16 protein-coding genes, 1 rRNA gene and 1 pseudogene are annotated in these 18,077 nt (G+C 38.4%); 1 reads left to right on the forward strand and 17 read right to left on the reverse strand.

All coding sequences use genetic code 11. The annotated features are described in order from the left end of the window. The 6 genes from BVC88_RS15720 to rpmH form a co-directional block, all read right to left on the reverse strand. A 16S ribosomal RNA gene (locus tag BVC88_RS15720) occupies window positions 1-297 on the reverse strand; the annotation flags it as partial. A 360-nt stretch (window positions 298-657) separates the two neighbouring features. Further along, entirely contained in the window at window positions 658-1,167 is a 510-nt protein-coding gene (locus BVC88_RS15725; protein WP_075351678.1) for a DUF2480 family protein, read from the reverse strand. Continuing rightward, window positions 1,164-1,853 carry a tRNA (adenosine(37)-N6)-threonylcarbamoyltransferase complex dimerization subunit type 1 TsaB gene (tsaB, locus tag BVC88_RS15730; protein WP_075351679.1) on the reverse strand — a complete coding sequence of 230 codons (690 nt, stop codon included), beginning with the start codon at window positions 1,851-1,853 and terminating at the stop codon, window positions 1,164-1,166. The genes BVC88_RS15725 and tsaB overlap by 4 nt, the downstream gene beginning before the upstream one ends. Before the next feature lie 6 nt (window positions 1,854-1,859). Then, the gene (locus tag BVC88_RS15735; protein ID WP_075351680.1) at window positions 1,860-3,521 is read right to left on the reverse strand and encodes a S41 family peptidase; all 1,662 of its coding nucleotides are present in this window, start codon (window positions 3,519-3,521) and stop codon (window positions 1,860-1,862) included. Further along, window positions 3,514-3,903, reverse strand: a complete 390-nt coding sequence (rnpA, locus tag BVC88_RS15740; RefSeq protein WP_075351681.1) for a ribonuclease P protein component — start codon at window positions 3,901-3,903, stop codon at window positions 3,514-3,516. Before rnpA ends, BVC88_RS15735 begins: the two co-directional genes overlap by 8 nt. A 48-nt stretch (window positions 3,904-3,951) precedes the next feature. After that, window positions 3,952-4,110: a 50S ribosomal protein L34 gene (gene rpmH, locus BVC88_RS15745; RefSeq protein WP_074226946.1), complete on the reverse strand. Its 159-nt coding sequence runs from the start codon at window positions 4,108-4,110 to the stop codon at window positions 3,952-3,954. A gap of 132 nt (window positions 4,111-4,242) precedes the next feature. On the opposite strand from rpmH, the gene BVC88_RS15750 reads away from it, so the two are divergent. Beyond that, a complete protein-coding gene (locus BVC88_RS15750) occupies window positions 4,243-5,892 on the forward strand; it encodes a M61 family metallopeptidase (RefSeq protein ID WP_075351682.1) in 1,650 nt (549 codons plus the stop codon). 50 nt (window positions 5,893-5,942) lie between these two features. On the opposite strand, the gene BVC88_RS15755 is transcribed toward BVC88_RS15750, so the two are convergent. From BVC88_RS15755 to BVC88_RS15800, 11 genes and pseudogenes are all read right to left on the reverse strand, one after another. Next, the gene (locus BVC88_RS15755) at window positions 5,943-7,988 is read right to left on the reverse strand and encodes a M16 family metallopeptidase (RefSeq protein WP_075351872.1); all 2,046 of its coding nucleotides are present in this window, start codon (window positions 7,986-7,988) and stop codon (window positions 5,943-5,945) included. 27 nt (window positions 7,989-8,015) lie between these two features. Continuing rightward, a complete protein-coding gene (locus BVC88_RS15760) occupies window positions 8,016-9,344 on the reverse strand; it encodes a M16 family metallopeptidase (RefSeq protein WP_075351683.1) in 1,329 nt (442 codons plus the stop codon). Window positions 9,345-9,557: 213 nt separating this feature from the next. Then, a complete protein-coding gene (locus BVC88_RS15765; protein WP_075351684.1) occupies window positions 9,558-10,553 on the reverse strand; it encodes an adenosine kinase in 996 nt (331 codons plus the stop codon). A gap of 159 nt (window positions 10,554-10,712) precedes the next feature. After that, a complete protein-coding gene (locus tag BVC88_RS15770) occupies window positions 10,713-11,876 on the reverse strand; it encodes a hypothetical protein (protein ID WP_075351685.1) in 1,164 nt (387 codons plus the stop codon). 130 nt (window positions 11,877-12,006) lie between these two features. Then, window positions 12,007-12,681 carry a LytR/AlgR family response regulator transcription factor gene (locus tag BVC88_RS15775; protein ID WP_075351686.1) on the reverse strand — a complete coding sequence of 225 codons (675 nt, stop codon included), beginning with the start codon at window positions 12,679-12,681 and terminating at the stop codon, window positions 12,007-12,009. After that, window positions 12,678-13,679 carry a sensor histidine kinase gene (locus BVC88_RS15780; protein WP_075351687.1) on the reverse strand — a complete coding sequence of 334 codons (1,002 nt, stop codon included), beginning with the start codon at window positions 13,677-13,679 and terminating at the stop codon, window positions 12,678-12,680. Before BVC88_RS15780 ends, BVC88_RS15775 begins: the two co-directional genes overlap by 4 nt. Window positions 13,680-13,688: 9 nt before the next feature. Further along, window positions 13,689-14,396 (reverse strand): hypothetical protein, encoded by a 708-nt coding sequence (locus tag BVC88_RS15785; RefSeq protein WP_175574433.1) that lies wholly within the window; start codon window positions 14,394-14,396, stop codon window positions 13,689-13,691. Window positions 14,397-14,569: 173 nt separating this feature from the next. Beyond that, window positions 14,570-15,439 carry a glycerophosphodiester phosphodiesterase family protein gene (locus BVC88_RS15790; protein ID WP_075351689.1) on the reverse strand — a complete coding sequence of 290 codons (870 nt, stop codon included), beginning with the start codon at window positions 15,437-15,439 and terminating at the stop codon, window positions 14,570-14,572. Window positions 15,440-15,491: 52 nt separating this feature from the next. Beyond that, window positions 15,492-16,676: a toxin-antitoxin system YwqK family antitoxin gene (locus tag BVC88_RS15795; RefSeq protein ID WP_075351690.1), complete on the reverse strand. Its 1,185-nt coding sequence runs from the start codon at window positions 16,674-16,676 to the stop codon at window positions 15,492-15,494. A gap of 59 nt (window positions 16,677-16,735) precedes the next feature. After that, a pseudogene (locus BVC88_RS21205) lies at window positions 16,736-16,837 on the reverse strand (TRAM domain-containing protein); the annotation flags it as partial. Between the two features lie 82 nt (window positions 16,838-16,919). Further along, window positions 16,920-18,068, reverse strand: a complete 1,149-nt coding sequence (locus BVC88_RS15800) for a DUF4221 family protein (protein WP_083639132.1) — start codon at window positions 18,066-18,068, stop codon at window positions 16,920-16,922. Between the last annotated feature and the right edge of the window lie 9 nt (window positions 18,069-18,077).

Raw genomic sequence — 18,077 nt, forward strand, 5'->3', positions numbered from 1 at the left:
TCAGAACCCCTACTGATCGTCGCCTTGGTGGTCCGTTACACCTCCAACTAGCTAATCAGACGCATGCCCATCCTATACCGATGAATCTTTAACTAAATCAAAATGCCTCAACTTAGTACCATGGGGTATTAATCCAGATTTCTCCGGGCTATCCCCCTGTATAGGGTAGGTTGCATACGCGTTACGCACCCGTTCGCCACTCTAGGAGTTCTATTGCTAAAACTCTTGCCGTTCGACTTGCATGTATTAGGCCTGCCGCTAGCGTTCATCCTGAGCCAGGATCAAACTCTCCATTGTAAGTTACTATATACACTATTTTGACTTGGCACACCGAAGTGCCCAAATCTTCTCTTTCTTTACTCAGGTTACTATTTTTTTTCGCCTTACATCATTTCAAAGAACTTATCCCTTTCTTTTAAAGGGTTTGTGAGGATCGCTTTCCTCAAATGCGAGTGCAAATATCGGGATTTTATTTTTGATTCAAAGCTTAATTTGAAAAAAAATAAAATATTTGATTTTTCTCACATTTCAACTTCTGCTCCCCATTAAGTCTTTCCTCAAATGGGAGTGCAAACATAGCTCAGTGAAGGATATTTCACAAGCCTTTGCCAATCAAAATTGAAAGTATTTTAAAAGATTTTTTCTACCCCTTCAATATCAGGCTTTTGGTTTTTTAAAAAGTGGAACTGTGCTGCATGGCTCCCCATACATTATACTTTTGGCATGACTCTGAATCAATGACACAAGTCTTCCGTAAGCAAAAAGCGGAATCGGAAAATTACTACAACCTTTGATTACAACTGGTCTATCGGTAAGGGATTCCAAATCAATTTCACCCAAAACCAATTCAGAAATTAAAACTTCAAGCTCAGTCAAATCTCCAATCACGTATCCTTTACTTATAGGAGTAAGATAGGTAGCCACTAACATATACGCCCAATTTGGAACAATCGCATCAGCAGAGCAGATAATAGAAACCCATTTACCAGAATACTCCTTCCAATCAATATCTCTCAAGGCTAACCTAAATTCCTTCTCTCTCAACACAAACTCTTGATATAAAAAAGGCTTCAAATCAAAAATTACCCGCTCTTCTCTAGGGTAAATCTCTTCTAGATCTATTGAAACTATAGGACTTTGCGTAACTCTATTTACAATTTCACTCATAATAATAAAGGATTCTTTTTAGCCTGAAGTGCTTTAAACTCTTTTAAGTAATTAGGTGCGAAATAAGCCAAATTAACGAATTCTCCTTTTTCAAAATTTTCAAAAGCCAATTCCCCCATATGTTTAGCATCAATTTTTGTATCAAGAAAAGTAGCATTAACATGAGCAATTACTTGACTTACCTTCTCAACCCCATCCCCCACGAAGTAGGTAGGTCTTTCTTCTAAAATCTCACGATACGAATCTTCGTCAATCAGTGCCGATCCTAAAGAGACAATGGATTTTAGATCTTGATTAAATACCTGATGAAAAACCTCCATTCTTCGGGCGTCTAGAAGAGCAACAATATAAGCCTTGTCCGAAATACTGCTTTTAGCAGCAAAAGCTAAAATCTTCAAAGTAGAGATACCAATAAGCGGCAAGTCCCATGCAAAGGCTAAGCCTTTTGCGGTAGAAACACCTATTCGCAGACCAGTGTATGAGCCTGGACCTTCAGAAACGGCGATCGCATCCAATAACTCTGTTTGAAACTGATTTCTTTCCAAAAGCTGCTGAATCATAATCATCAATCTCTCGGAATGAGCTCCAGCAACTTCGATAGACTCAGAATCGATCAAAATTCCATCTCTATGCAACGCGATTGAACAGATAGGAGTCGAAGTCTCTATAGATAGAATAAGAGCCATTTTAAACTATTTAGTAGAGGCTGTCAATGTTAACTTGAATTTTTCTGGCTGATTGAAATATTCTTTTGCAGCTAGAAGATCAGGATCTTTGACCAAACCCGCAGCTATCATTCCCTCTTGAAAATAATATCTTGAAATGATTTCCTCTGAAAGTATTTTCTTGATTTCTCCTTTATAAGTAATCAAATCTTGTTCCTTACTATGATTAACGCGCTTTTCTAAAGCCTCTATTTGATCCTTGATCTCAGGATAATAATCCACTTTTTCAGCATTTTTTTTCATATCCTCCACAGACTTTTCCAAGTAGGTGGTATAGTCGTATTCTTTCCCTTTAAGCCAATTTACAAAGTCATTGTAATCTTCTTCTGAAATAGAAAACGAAGTTGGGTCAGCGATTTCCGAATGCTTATAAAAATATTCAGTTGCAAAATCAAAAATATGATTTCGGGCAACCAAGCTGTAAGAAATAGGTTTGTAGCTAATCGGCTCAACTTTTTCATCAGGTTCTATTCCAGCACCATCCAAAACTATCCTACCATTTTTGGTTTTGAATTCTTTCCTAAGTGAATCTGGTACAGAAGTCAGCTCTCCGTTCTCTCGACTCTGCATATAATCTATAGCTTGAATACATCTTCCGCTTGGTATATAATATTTGGCAGTTGTGATTTTCATCTGCGCATTATAATTAAGAGGGATTGTTGTCTGCACCAAGCCTTTTCCAAAAGACTTTCTACCCACTAGAACTGCCCGATCATAATCTTGAAGAGCTCCCGCGACAATCTCGGATGCACTCGCACTTCGCTCATTGATTAACACAACTAATGGGATGTCCTTATCTATAGGTGTCTTGGTAGTTTTATACGTGAAATTGACGTTTTCTAACTTCCCAATAGTTTTTACCACTTCCCTTCCTTTCGGAATAAAAATATTCACAATCTCAACCGCCTCATTCAAAAGCCCTCCCGGATTATCTCTGACATCAAGAACTAGACGCTCAATGCCCTGAGTTTTCAAATCAACCAGCGCGTTTCTTACTTCATTTCCGGCATTGGTCGTGAAATCACTTAATTTAATATATCCAGTCTTCGAATCAATTTTACCGTAATAAGGCACATTTTTAATTGCGATTTTTTTTCTCACAAGTTTAAAGTCCAGGGTATCGGTATTTCTCTTCACCCTCAAAGAGACCTCGGTATTTGCTGGCCCCTTCAAAAGAGAGGAAACCTCGGCAGTACCCATACCTGTCACAATTGTAGTATCTACCTGAATGATATAATCCGCGATTTTCAACCCCGCATTTTGAGCCGGAAAACCTGTATAGGGCATGATTACCATATTACCTTCTCCTCGATTACCTATCACTGCTCCGATCCCGGCATATTCCCCTGTAGTCAGCATTCTGAAGTCGTCTGAGTTTTCCTCTGGGATATATTCCGTATAGGGATCCAACTCTTCCAACATGGCATTGATACCAATGGCCACCAACTGATCTGGATCAATCTCATCTACATAATAAGAATCAAGTTCTCGAATCATCGTAGCAAAAATGTCTATGTTCTTAGCTATCGCAAAAAGTCTATCGTTCTTGAAAGTAAAGGCTAGTAATCCTGAGAGTAGCACTATTCCCAAAAGGGCAATAATCCCTGCTTTTTTTGTTGTTTTATTCATTCTTTGAATCGTTTTGATCGATGATCGTTGATAGCTTTTTGAGGATTGGGATGATTTTGGATTCCAAATTGGCAAATTCCATCAAATCCGAGGACACATAAATCAAGCCTACAGAAACATCTTTAGACGCTAAGTTAAGAAGTGATTTATTTAACCTGTAAACTTCTTTAATCCTACGTCTTACCAAATTTCTTTCGGTAGCTTTTTTTATTTTCTTCTTTGAAACGGAAAAAAGGACTTGAGCAGTTCCGTTCCCCTCCTCCTTTTTAACAAAAAAAAGGACTTTAAATGGGTATAAAAAAAAAGAGGAACCTTCGTTAAAAAGTTCCTTGATAAGTTTATCGGCGTAAAGCCTTTCACTTTTTGGAAGTCGATAATTCATCGCAGATACTGTAGTCGCATGTGAACATACGAAAATCAGTACAAAGAATTACTTCTTCAATGTCTTTTCAGAAGAAACACTCAACTTGTGTCTTCCTTTTGCTCTTCTAGCCTTCAATACTCTTCTACCGTTAGCAGAAGACATTCTTTCTCTAAAGCCGTGCTTATTTTTTCTTTTTCTGCGCGAAGGTTGAAATGTTCTTTTCATGATCGAATATCTTTATCTAATTGCTTTCTAATTTGTAAATCCCTGGATTACCCCCCAAAAAGGACTGCAAAGATAAGTACCATTTCTTTAAATACAAGCCAAGCAAATAAAATTGTTTCTAATTCGAAATACATGAAAATCAATTACCATTTCAGTTGCGATAATCCTGCCTCACAATTTATTCAAATCAAAATAAAACTATGTTCTGTGGATTGTGATCAGGTTACGCTTCAAATGCCCAGTTGGCGGCCAGGCAGGTATCAGCTAGCCGATTATGCTCAATATGTTCGCTTTTTTCAAATTAAAGATGGTGGAAACAAACCAGTCGCTTTTGAAAAAGCATCCAAAAATCGATGGCAATTCTTGGCTAAAAATGGACAGGATTATTTTATAAGCTATGAATATTATGCAGCAAAAATGGATGCCGGTTCCTGCTGGGTAGACGAAAATCAGATTTATCTCAACTTTGTAAACTGCTGCATGGAGGTTCTGAATTTTCCGGATTTGAATTACGAACTCTCTTTCGATCTGAATCCCAAATTCAAAATTGCCACGACACTTACTCCAAAAGAGGTAAACAAATTCAGCGCTTCAAATTTTCAAGAATTGGCTGATTCTTCCTTTTTAGCTTCAGAAAATTTGACTCGTTGGGAGTATCTAATCGATAAAGTTCAATTCAACTGCTGGTTTAATGGCGAAATTCATTTCTCAAAAGAAGAGTTTCTAGGATATTTTAAAAGATTTACCCAAAGGCAAATTGAGGACTTTGGAGAATTTCCAGAATCTCAGTACCATTTCATATTCCAATTACTTCCCTATCCACATTACCATGGAGTGGAGCACAAAAAGGGAACAATAATCACATTTGGACCGGCAGAAAGCCTCACTGACCTCAGTCAGATGGAAGAGCTTTTAGGAGTGAGTTCCCATGAATTGTATCACGCTTGGAATGTCTGTCGTATTCGACCCACTGAGCTACTACCCTATGATTTTTCAAAAGAAACATTCACCACTGCTGGCTGGATGCTAGAAGGAATAACAACTTATATGGGGGATTTGTACTTATTGAAATCCGGCGTGTATCCGTTAGAAACCTATCTAAAACATCTCGAAAAAATCATTAACCGAGAGTCTCAAAATTTTGGATGGAAAAATTACACCATACTTGAATCCAGTATGGACCTTTGGCTGGATGGCTACCAATCTGGTATTCCGGATCGTAAAGTAAATATCTATTCGCATGGTGCACTAATCTGTCTTTGTTTGGACATCAAGCTGATGCGAAGAAATGGATGTTCTTTAGCTGACGTAATGAGAGATGCTTGGGAAAAGTTTGGAAAAAGAAATAAGGGGTATTCTCAACGGACATTCTGGTTTATTTTTTTAGAAAAAGCTCTGAATGAAAATGAGTTCAAGGTTTTTTATGAAGAATACATTGTTGGAAAAGAAGACTTACTGGAAAAAGTCAAAGCACTCATCCCACTTCTAGGGCTGGAGTTAGTCTCAGATCCAAAAATTAATCCTCTGGCATCTAAGGCAGGCATCCTAGCTTCTAATGGCAAAATCACGAAAATACATCCTGAAAGTGCTGCATATAAAACCCTAATGATAGGTGATGAAATCAGTTTTTCACTTTCCGAAAAATCAGTTGAATTAGAAGCAAAAAGATCAACTGGGCAACTTATTCGTACTACTTATGAGTTCAGAAATCAGGAGTATTTCCCTTCCTACACTCTAAAAAGAAATGAGGAAACTGATCTCCGGATCAAATGGATGAATTAAAAAAAGGGAGCCTTTTGAGCTCCCTTCCTAATTTATATTTCAAATCACTATTAAAAATCAGCGTCTGTTAAAGCAGGGTTGATTTCAAGATTCGTCACCTTAGCTTCAAGAGGAACTGGGATCATTGCTGATTTGATAGTCCACATCATTGGGATTAGCACACCGCCCTTTTCCTGATAATCGCTAAAGAATGTATCACCACTGGCTGGATTTTCGTTTTTAATTTTTAATCCAGTTTCTTCAGAATAGAAGTTTACCAGTTTAGCCCCGTTTGCAGAAGCAAACACAACTTTATAAGCCGCAATTCCATCTACATCTTTTAGCCCTTCTAGTGTAGCAGTATATCCTTTCTCTGTATACCAAGCCTCAGGGAATAAATAAGCGTTGATCATAGCTTCTTCGAGTTGAGCTCCAGTTAGCTGCATGCTTTGACCTTGAGCACTTATCTCAGCTGCTCCATCTTTGATTTTGGTTGCTTGCATCACATTACCCATAACTGAGGTTTTTTGCCCGTAAGCACTGTTTTCAGCATCAAATACGATGGCAATACTTAAAGGATTACCCATCACATCAGCCTCCAATGTCATTTTTGCAGTTTTTACAGACTGAGCATTTTGCTTACCACCTATCGCATTTAGGTAATTCTCGATCACACTTTCTGCGGACATATTAGCATCCGCCATCTTCATTTCCTTTGCAGGGAAGCCCATGTTGTCATACATAGTCACTTCGCCAAATTGAGCTAGTTTATCTTTAATCTCACTCGCATTTCCAACTGCAGTAATGTAAAGCTTATCTGGATCGATTAATTCGCGAGCAGTCTCGTTGATATCCTCCACCGTCAAGGAATTCATTTTCTGCAAGTAAGTCGCATAGTAATCTTTTGGGAGATTATATCGCTCGGTATTCAAAGCAAAATTTGCAATCGTAGAAGGGCTCTCTAGTGATCTACCAAAAGAACCTGCCAAGTTTGCTTTCGCCATGTCTAATTCCTCCTGAGTCACACCTTCGTCAATCAACTTATTGATTTCGTATATAAATTCATACACTGCAGAATCGGTTACTTCATTTCGAACCGATGCACTCGCTGAGAATTGTCCCACAAGCTTATCTGCTGATAGGGATGAATAAGCTCCATAAGTGTAGCCTTTATCTTCCCGAAGATTCATAAACAAACGAGCCGATGACCCTCCACCAAAAATCTGATTTAGAACTCGACTTGAAATATAATCCTCGTCTCCTAGTTTCAAATCGATTGGCTGAGCAATATCAATAACAGTCTGTACAGAGGAACTTCTATCCACCAAACCGACTGCATTTTTTGAAACAGGAGCTGGCTTATCGTAAGTAAATTTAGGCACTTCACCTTTTTGCCATTTTGCAAAATACTTATTAACCACTTTCTCAGCTTCAGCTTTGTCCATATCTCCTACTATTGCCAGATACGCTACGTTTGGCTTGAAGAATGTCTGGTAGTAAGATTTGATATCAGACAATTCTACATTTTTCACAGTCTCTTCGGTCTCGACTTCTCCATAAGGATGATCTTTTCCATAAACAAGTGCAGAAGACAATCTGCTCGAGATCGAGTTTGGATCATCTTTACTTGTGGCCAAGCCTGTTAAGGTCTGCTTCTTCAATTTCTCTAATTCCTCAGCAGGAAAAGAAGGATTATAAAGCACATCTGCCATTAAATCCAAAACTTTATCCTGATGTTTTTTAAGAGAGGATGCAAAAATTGAAGTTGATCCAGCTGAAAGGCTAGCTCCAATAAAATCTATCTCCTCATCTAGCTGATCTTTGGTCCGGCTTTCAGTTCCAGCCATCATCATTTGACCTACAAGGCCTAATAATCCAGCTTTATCACCTTCCATTATCGGATCACGCTCCAAAACAAGCGTAAATGAAACCCTTGGAAGTTTATCGTTTTTAACGACAAATACTTTTAGACCATTATCAAGAGTGAAGGTTTCGGCCTCACCGATTTTGATTTCCGGCGCAGGACCTGATGATGGTAATTTGCTTCGATCTACCTGGGCAATGCTCATCCCAGCGACCAAAAACGTCAATACAAATGCTATTGCTATTTTTTTCATGTCTTTTTGATTGATTAGGAGAAACAATTACTCAGTTGGCTGAGCTGACTTTGGAAGGTAATACAATACTACCCGACCATTTAGATCTAGGTATTCTTTGGCTACCCGCTGAAGATCCGCTTTGGTCACTTTGCTGTACATTTCCATTTCTTTGTTGATGTACTCTGTATCACCAAAAATCACATGAGATTCTGCCAGATTTTGTGCAATTCCGGCCATAGATGAATTCCCGCTAACCAAATTGTTTTCTATGATATTTTGCAGCTTCGCAAAATCCTGATCAGAAATACCTTCGTCCTGAACTTGCTTAATCAGCTTATCTACTTCAGTTTCCAAATCTTTTGGTTCAACTCCCATGTTGGTAATGCCATACATGATAAATATGCCTCCATCTTCTAATTCCAAAGGAATCGCCGCCAAAGCCAATGCTTTTTGCTGCTTATCCACCAATTCTTTTGTCATCAAAGAAGAATTACCTCCAGTCAAGTAGGTTGAAAGCATGGATAGTGCATAGGAATCCTGATCAGTTCGCTTCGGTAAATTGTAAGCTTGAATCACCGCAGGAATCTGAATATTGTCATAAATGATATCCCTAACCTCAGCAGTTTTCTTAGGCTCTACTACATTTGGTCTGTAGATCTCTTTGGTTCCCCTTGGAATTTCGGAAAAGTACTGTCTTACCCATTTTTCAGTTTGATCATAATCAAGATCTCCAGCTATAGTCAAAGTTGCATTGTTTGGCACATAGAAATCTTTGTAAAACTGCTGAAACTCTTCAATCGAAGCGGCATTCAAATCATCCAATGATCCAATCGGTGCCCATCGGTAAGGATGAACTGTGTAGGCTCTTTTCAAAGTTTCGATCAGGATAGAACCATAAGGTCTGTTGTCGTAGCTCTGTCGCTTTTCTTCTTTTACTACTTCACGTTGCGTTTCTACTCCTGTTTGGTCAACCTTGGATTGAAGCATTCGCTCACTTTCCATATAAAGCGCAAGCTCCAACTCATTGGAAGGAAGCAATTCATAATAATAGGTGATGTCATTTGAAGTAAACGCATTCAGCGTTCCTCCACGGCTCTGGATAATATTCATATACTCTCCTCGCTCAATATTCGGAGATCCTTCAAACATCAAATGCTCAAAGAAATGAGCAAATCCAGTACGGTCAGGCTGCTCATTTTTTGACCCTACGTGGTAGAGTACAGATGTTATTACAATAGGAGTCGTCTCATCCTGGTGCATGATCACATGCAGACCGTTTTCCAAATCGAATTCTTTGTATTCGATTTTCTTTTGGGCGAGTGCCGGCAAAGTCAACATGCCTGCTACCAAGCCCAAAGCGGTAATTTTTCTCATCATAATCAAATTGGGTTTGTTTTCAATAAATTAATTCTAAGTTAAAATTGTTTTAAAAATACCGATAAAGAGCCATTTTAAACTTCTTAGCTCTATTCAGAACCTTTTATCACAATTAATCCTCTAAAAAATGACATTTTAATCAAACTGAAAAATTTTTAGTCAGTTTTTATAAAAATTAAACCCGAAACAACTGCTTCGGGTTTAATTTTTTTAAGGATTTAATCTTGCCAAGATATCCTTTGCTTCATGCCATTGAAGTCTTGGACCAAACTGGCTAACAATTTTCGAACTGGCCATAGAAGCTAATTTCCCGCTTGAGGCATAACTGTGACCATTCGTAATGCCATAGATAAAAGCACCGGCAAACATATCACCAGCTCCATTAGAATCAATAGCTGTTGTTTCGTAGGGTTCGATGTCGATAAAGGTATCCCCATCAAAGATCATCGCTCCATTTTTACCTTGTGTGATTACAAATCGCTTGGCCACTTTTTTCAATTCCTCGCGGGCTTCCAAAAGATTGTCCTTTCCGGTGAACAGGATTGCTTCTTCCTCATTGGCAAAAAGTAAATCAACACTTGCCCCGATCACAGAATCAAAAGGCTCTCTGAAATATTTTACCATCGCAGGATCAGAAAAAGTCAACGCTACTTTGACTCCATTTTCTTCAGCAATCTTCTTGGCATGAATCATCGCTGCTTTTCCATTTTCGGAAGTAATCAAATACCCTTCGATATAAAGATATTTTGAGTCCTTGATCGCAGCTTCATTCACATCGGCGATGGAATAAGTCTGAGTGATTCCAAGAAAAGTATTCATGGTACGCTCCGCATCTTCGGTAACCATTACCAAACATTTTCCGGTGATTCCTGACTCAAGATGATCCACATTTAGATTGGAAGTAACCCCAGCTTCTTTCATATCATCCATGAAAAAATGTCCCAACTCATCATTGGCAACTTTGCAGGAATAATATGATTTGCCTCCAAACTGACTAACGGCAATGACCGTGTTTCCCGCGGATCCTCCACATTGTTTTTTAGCTGATGCGGTATGAATTACTTTCATCAAGGCATTTTGCCGCTCTTCATCGACCAATGTCATCAGGCCTTTTTCTACGCCATTGTCAGTAAAAAACTGATCAGTGACTTTGAATTCGATATCTACTAAGGCGTTTCCGATGCCTGTTACGTCGTATTTTTTCATCTTTTATTCTGTATTGGAAAATTTTAAAATTGAAATATTGGAAAATTGGACTCAGAGGTTAACAGCACTTCGTTATTCGATATTCAGCAAGGTTCATTCAAATTTTTAGGATTAGAAAATTGTGACAGCAATGCTTTAAATCGAGTATTTCCTACTTCGTCAATCGAAAATTCGATGTCTTTCAAACGGCTTTTCTCGATCAAATAAATACCGATAAGTATGGTGGGTTTTGTAAATATCTGCCAAAAGCTGTTCACAAACCCGCATCATTTTTGGATTAAAATCTCCAATCCAGTTCATCTCGATGGTTTTGTATTGGAAATCGCTTTTCCCACTCATCTTGTCATACTCCACTACCATCGCACTTTCCACACCCTTTCCCTGATGCTCAGGCACAACACCGAAGACCAAGCCCAGCATTTTATTCGGAGGAGAAAAAGTCTTGTACCAAAGAAATTTGAGTTTTCCGAGCAAATCCATTTTGCCATTTACATGCTTAAAGATCTGATTGATCTCCGGGATCTGAATAAACATGGAAACAGGTTCGCCTTTGTAAAAACCAAAGTAAATTAACTTCGGATCTATGATCGGTTTCATCTTTCCAAACATCAGTTGAGCTTCTTTTAGGGCAATTGTTTTTCCCATATGCCGAGCCCAGGCTTTGTTATAAACCGTCATAAAGTACTCGGGCGCTTTTTCCTGCAGCTCCTTTCCTTTGATATAACGGAACGTATAATCAGGATCGGCAATGATCGCATTTGCCCGCTTGATCATCTTCTCATCAAAGCCGACATTCTGCACATTTCGCGCGTAGGTGAATTGCTTGAAATAAAGCTGAAATCCATAACTCTCGAAAAACTCCTGATAATAGCCGAAGTTCCAGGGCATGTTATAATTCGGTTCGGAAAATCCGTCCACTAACAATCCCCACCATTTGTCACGCTCGCCAAAGTTGATTGGGCCGTCCATGGCTTCCATACCTTCGCTTTCCAGCCAAGCTTTCGCAGTGTCAAAAAGTAAAAAAGCGGCGTCTCGATCCTTGATGCATTCGAAAAAGCCTAATCCTCCGGTCGGTTGTTTTTCCTTCATCTTGGGATTGATGAATGCCGCAACTCTACCTATCGTATCGCCTTTTTCATTTTGCAAAAGCCATCGCATAGCCTTGGCTCCATTGCGAAAAAGCTTATTGGTTTCTGAATGAAAAAGCCCCTCAATATCTGCGTCTAGTGGCCTGATCCAGTTCTTTTCATTTTTGTAAAGCCTAACGGCCATCTCAATAAATTCGGTTTGATGGGCAGGGGTGGTGACTTCAATCAACTTCATTCGGGGGATTTTAGTCTGCTAAATTAGGGAAAGGGAGCCAAAGGGCAAAGAAGTAGTCCTCCCTAAGATTTCCCAAACCGACCGTAGATGACAGGCATCACAAAACCAAATCGATAAATTTTGACCCTTTTTAAGTCAATCTTTGGAGCACATTTTCTCTATATCGCAACCCGATTGGAACCATCTGATTTCCAATGCTGATTTGATTCCCTTCGATAAAGGCTACTTTCGAGATATTAATGATAAAAGATTTATGCGTTCTGACAAAAAGTGTAGTTGGTAATTCAGCTTCCATTTTTTTCATCGTTGTAGTGATTACCAGCACCTGATTCTCAAGATGAACTTTGGCATAATCCCCAAAAGCCTCAAAGAATAAAATCTCGTCATAAGATGTCCGATACAATTTTTTATCCACTTTCAGCATGATGTGATCTTGTATTGCGATTTGTGGTTTTAGCCGCTCTTTGACTTTTTGGATAGCTTGCAGAAAGCGATCAAAAGGAATAGGCTTCATCAGGTAATCCGCAGCATTTAGCTCAAATCCTTCCAAGGCAAATTCAGGATAGGCTGTAGTGAAAATAACCAAAGGCTTTTGAGAGAGTGATTTATAGAAATTAATCCCGGAAAGCTTAGGCATATTGATATCTAAAAAAAGTAGATCTACTGGACTCTTTTCGATTCCTAGCATGGCTTCCAAAGCATCTTTATACTCCCCACAGGGAATCAAGTCCGGATGATCGGATACAAACTGCCGCAAAACATCCCTACTTAGTGGTTCATCATCTATTATGCAGCATCTTATCATTTTAATATCAAGTTAACCTGAAAATCTTGCTCTGATTTTTTGATCTCAAAAACATGTCGATCCGGATAAATCAATTCCAGTCTTCTTCTCACATTTTCCAGTCCGATTCCTCCATACCTCCCTTTTTCCATGTCATCAATCTCTCCCAGATTATTTTTGATGGAAAAAGAAATAGCTGCATTGACCGTCAATTCGATCCTTACATAATCCTCCGAATCATCTCTTTTAAGACCATGCTTAAAGGCATTTTCGACCAACGGGAAGAATAGCAATGGTGCAACTTTTACTCCATCAAGATTTCCTTTGACTAAAAATTGCACTTTGGATTGGTCTTCCAGTCTGATTTTTTGCAACTCGATGTAATTCTCGAGCATTTCTACCTCCTTAGCCAAAAGTACTTGATCCTCTCCCACTTCATACAACATGTATCGGAGCAGGTTCGAAAGTTCCAGAACAGTCTCTGCCGTCTGCTCGCTTTTTACCAATGCTTGAGAATATATACTATTCAAACTGTTGAACAAAAAGTGAGGATTAATCTGAGTTTTGAGGGAATTGAGTTCCAGAGAAAGCTTTTCCTTTTCCACTTGCTGTAATTTATACCAGGACTTGGACAATTTGATGAGAGTAGTCAAGACCAGGTAAATCAGGAAAATGGAGATCAAAACCTGCCATTCCGTAAAGGAAACCATGTAATAATCCGAGTCCATGAGTGGGAATAAAACCTCAAAAGTCAGCTCATGAATCCCATAAGTACTCAGCAAAAGCAAGGGGATACTCAAGAGAAATTTTAGGTGTTTTCCCTGATCGAGAAATTGGGGAATCAAAATCCTCAAATTGACATAGACTAGGAAAAATAAGGGTACATGAAAGAGCAATGCATAGAAAAAGTCGATGAACTTAAACAAGCTTGCAATGGAAAAATAACTCCCTATAGCATAGATGGAAAGCATCCAAAAAACAGAATGCTGAAACCATTTGGAATTGATGAGCTTGACCATAAAAAGTGATTAACTAGCTCTTTTATAAACCGCTGTTTCTTCAAAGACTGACTCATCATCTGAATATCGATCCAAGAATTTTTGTATTTCCTTTGGCTGAGCGGTAATAAGAATCGTTCCATCTACATTTTCATGTCTTAACCTAATCAAATTACTTTCAAAAAGCTTGTTGAGTTTTTCCAAATCAAAGGAAGTAAGGTAAAGTTGATTGTTGATATAATTCAACTTTATAAAGGTGTGTACTGGCATCATGTTGGATTCCGAATTTCCTTCTGAATATCTTTCAGCAGGATAAAGATCAAGAAAGAAGTCATCACCAATTTCGGCTATATGTCCCACAAAAACCTGTTTATCCCCATCTTCCATACTCACGACTTGGTAGCTTTTATCATTGGACGAAGCAGTTGATTCATCTTCAGAAGTCCCATCAGATAGCCAGCCAAATGACTTCTTGATAAGACCAAATTCGATATAATCTCCAGACTCCCCTTCTATTTCCCACCTACCAATTAATTCGGGGAAATAAACCAAGGTATCCTCAGTATAGATGGGGAACAATGAATACACGCAGGAATTCATTAAGACCACCAAAAGCGAAAATGATAAAATTAGTTTTGCTTTTTTTATGTGTTTATAAATGTTTTTTAGGGACACATGGAATCTCGTAAGGCCAATAATCATTCCGCTGCGTGACGCGTTTGTTATGCTCGATTTCATAATTAGAGTATTTGAGTTGTTGACGGGCTCAAATTGCCTAATAAACTAAGATCGAGAAAAAAATATCGATGAACACGGTAAAACTCCAGACAAAAGAAGAATTCTCTGAAAAAACTTCGAATACAAGGAGCTAGCTTCTATAATTTCCCCAAAGAAACTTTACAATAATAAAATCACCTCTTAGGTGCCAGATTCGGATAATCCGTGATAATTCCATCCACTCCCATTTCTAGAAGCTTCTCCATCTGAGGGGTAGTATTCACGGTCCAAGGAATGATTTTCATCCCTTTTTCATGAAGCGTCTGGATGATTTCAGGAGTCAAACCCACAAAGTAGGGAGAGAAAATCTTCGGTTGAAAATCCAATTCCTCCAAATCTGCTTTGTAAGTCGTGGCATTCTCCACCAACATGGCCAGTGGTACTTCGGGATAAGTCGCATGGATGTATTTCAGGACACGGAAATCAAAAGATTGGATATTCACCCGCTCCCAGCCAATCGATTCGGAAATCAACTTGACCACTTGATCGGAAAAATCAGCTACTCCAGGATGGTAAATCCCATCTCCTTCGGGACTGCTTTTGATCTCTATATTGTAGTGTGGTGCAGGAAGGTTCATATCCTTAGCGTATTTCTCAGTCACGGCAAAAACATCTTTCAATAGTGGCTTGGCCGCAAAAAACTTGACTTGCTGAGGAAATCCAGCATGTAATTTAGTCCCACAATCAAAGCTCAAAATCTCACGATACGACATTTCATACAGATTATAGGAATGATCTTTCGCATCAATAGCGGCTCCATCTGGAGTCAGACAAATCACCGGATTCATAAATGGCTCATGCGACAAGATCACTTCCCCGTCTTTAGTGATCGCCAAATCCATTTCCAGGGTCGTCGCGCCCAGATCCATCGCTTTGATCATGGCAGGAATGGTATTCTCTGGCATCAGCCCTCTGCTACCTCTATGGCCTTGGAGATCGTAAGCGAATTGAGCAAAAACAGTCATGGGTAAAAGAGCAAAAAGGAAAAAGAGGGATTTCTTCATGGTTTAAAAATAGAATCTTTTGAACGAATTGGAAGAAAAGAATCTGTTATGCTTATTTTAAGAATTGACCCATGGTTGCCATATTCATTTGAGTAGAAGCAAATTTATCCGCATTCAATCCATTGGGGAAACCGGATTGACCATCAGCCAATTTCAAGGTATCTCCTGCTCCATAAGATTTCCCTTGTTCTTTATTATATGCAATTTGATCTAAGATATCACCATCAAAACTGTAAAAACGCCAAATACCAACTCGTTCATTTCCTGAAAGTTGACCTAAAGCTGAAATCCTATTTGATTCAGGAAAATAAAAATACCAAGTCCCTTTTTGGATTCCTTTGGAGATCTTTCCTTTGGCAAGAACTTGTCCTTGTTCATTATAGAAATATCTTTTTCCATTGCCATTTTTTACCTTGCTTTTATCCAATTCCAAATTTTCAAACTGAAATTCCCCGAGAGAAACCAATTTTCCTTGTTGGTATTGCTCTGCTTGCAAAAACTTTTCTTCTGAATCAACAAGCTGCCATTCACCTTCCTTAAGGCCGTTTTTATAGGTTCCTTTTCTATAAAATCCCGGAAGGATTTCTAATTTCTCAAGCCATTCTCCAACCGGAATATTCTTAGCAAATTGACCTTTATATTTAATTTCCGAATCAGGCAGGTAATAAGCATAAGGACCATCCAATTCTCCTTTTTTGAATACTCCCTCCCATTCTACGCTTCCATCGGGAAAATATCCAATAGATTTTCCATCCAAATAGCCTTGACTATAACTCAGCGAAGTTTTGAGTTCGCCAGATTTTAGATATTCTATCCACTCCCCGTCCTTTTTACCTTCCAAAATAGTACCTGTAAAATGTAGCTCCCCTTCTTCGTCAAATTCGGTAAAATCACCATCCAAAACTCCGTTAGTCATATTAGTGACTATTTTGGGCTGGCCGTTTGGATGATTCTCCAAAAAACTTCCATTTGGGACGCCTTTTTGGAAGACTATGACAAACAACGGGAACTCTTGATTATAATCTCGGGCAAACTCCTCTGGGTCGGCTTGAAGTAATGAGTTTTTAGGAAGCTCATCTGGATCATTTTTAGTATAAACTTTCCATTCTCCTTCTTTTTCCTCCCCTTCAATCACACCTACTCCTATAAGATTAGTATTGCCAAAATAATAATATCCAGTGTCCAAAGTTTCTGTCTGAAGAAACAGTGATACTAGTGCAAAAGCGATCAAATACATCTAAAAAATTATTTGGTTTCAGACAAAATACAAAAGTCAGAACAAAATTAAAAACCGGATTACTCCTCCACAGTAGCAAACAAATCAAATTCCGTTGCATCGGTGATTTTCGCTTGCACAAAGTCCCCCACTCGGCAATAATGCTTGGCCGAATTAATTAATTCTTTTGCGTGCTGCTTCTTAGGAAGCAATACTAAACTCAATTAGTACATTTCAATATTTACCAATCCCTTCTTTCAAGAACTATCTTAAATCACTAAAATCAAACGTATGAATAACCATTTCATCCTCATTAAATTCAGGATTGTCGGGATGCATGGGGAAGAGGTTCAGTCCTTTTTCATCCACAAAATAATGATGCGCTAAATAAGTGTTTCTAGGAAGCGTAAATTCCTTGATCAACGAAAAGTCCGAACCGTCATAAACACTGATTGTGAAATATATTGGAGTCTCACTGAATTTCATGGCATCAATATCTTCTGAAAATTCTTCTCCAGGCCATCCGAATCGATAAATTAAATTTTTATTAGGATCAAAAGTAAGTCCGAAATTCTCCGAATATTTGTAAGCCAAACGCATATGATCAGCTAGGGAACTAGACATTCTCGGAGATTGATAATATTCGTTAGAAAAGTTGTTAATTAAATCTGTTTGAAGTTGATGTTCTTTGAAGTCAACACCATTGAAATCAACTTCATAAAGCGTGTTACTTTGGCCATCAAGAAGCAGTAGGGCATTTGCGGTTGTGGTAAGTCCGAAGTCAATTGTGTTTTTAAATTTTAGAATAGATACAGGAACTCGGAAATCCAGGTATTCAAAAGTTCCTTTATTTTTATTGAATAAAAGGATGGGTGGGTATTCTTGTAGCGCATTTTCATTCAGATCAGATGGCGAAACATTTTTTAGATCTCGCAAACTGAGGTAAAAATCCCCTGAATTATTAGCTTGAATCATATAAGAATACCTAGTCATTGAAACTATCACATTTCCAAGTTTTGAATAGTCATAGTAATCATAATCTGAAAACCTTTCTCCTTTAGAATTGATCAAGCTTAATTCAAATGCTGCGGTGGGAATATAAATACTATCAGGATTTGATAAAAAGAAACCTAATGGACTACCGAGACCATCGGGCCCATCTCTTTCCATTTTTATCGTTTTTTTTAGATTTTTTGTAGTGAGATCAAAAACGCTGATGGACTCCCGGTCTGAGTTCCACCAATACAAGTCTCCACCAACATACTGAAGGGTTCTCGTCATTGTTTCAGTTTTCCGATCAATAGGAATAATCGTTGTATCAGTAATATAATCCAGAGGATTGGTAGATAAATCCTTCTTTTCTGCACAGGAAAAAATGCTTACTAACATTAATATGATTAAGGTGTTTTTCATAAAAGTTAT

The organism is Algoriphagus marinus, from assembly GCF_001936475.1.
In the GTDB taxonomy this organism is placed as follows: domain Bacteria; phylum Bacteroidota; class Bacteroidia; order Cytophagales; family Cyclobacteriaceae; genus Algoriphagus; species Algoriphagus marinus.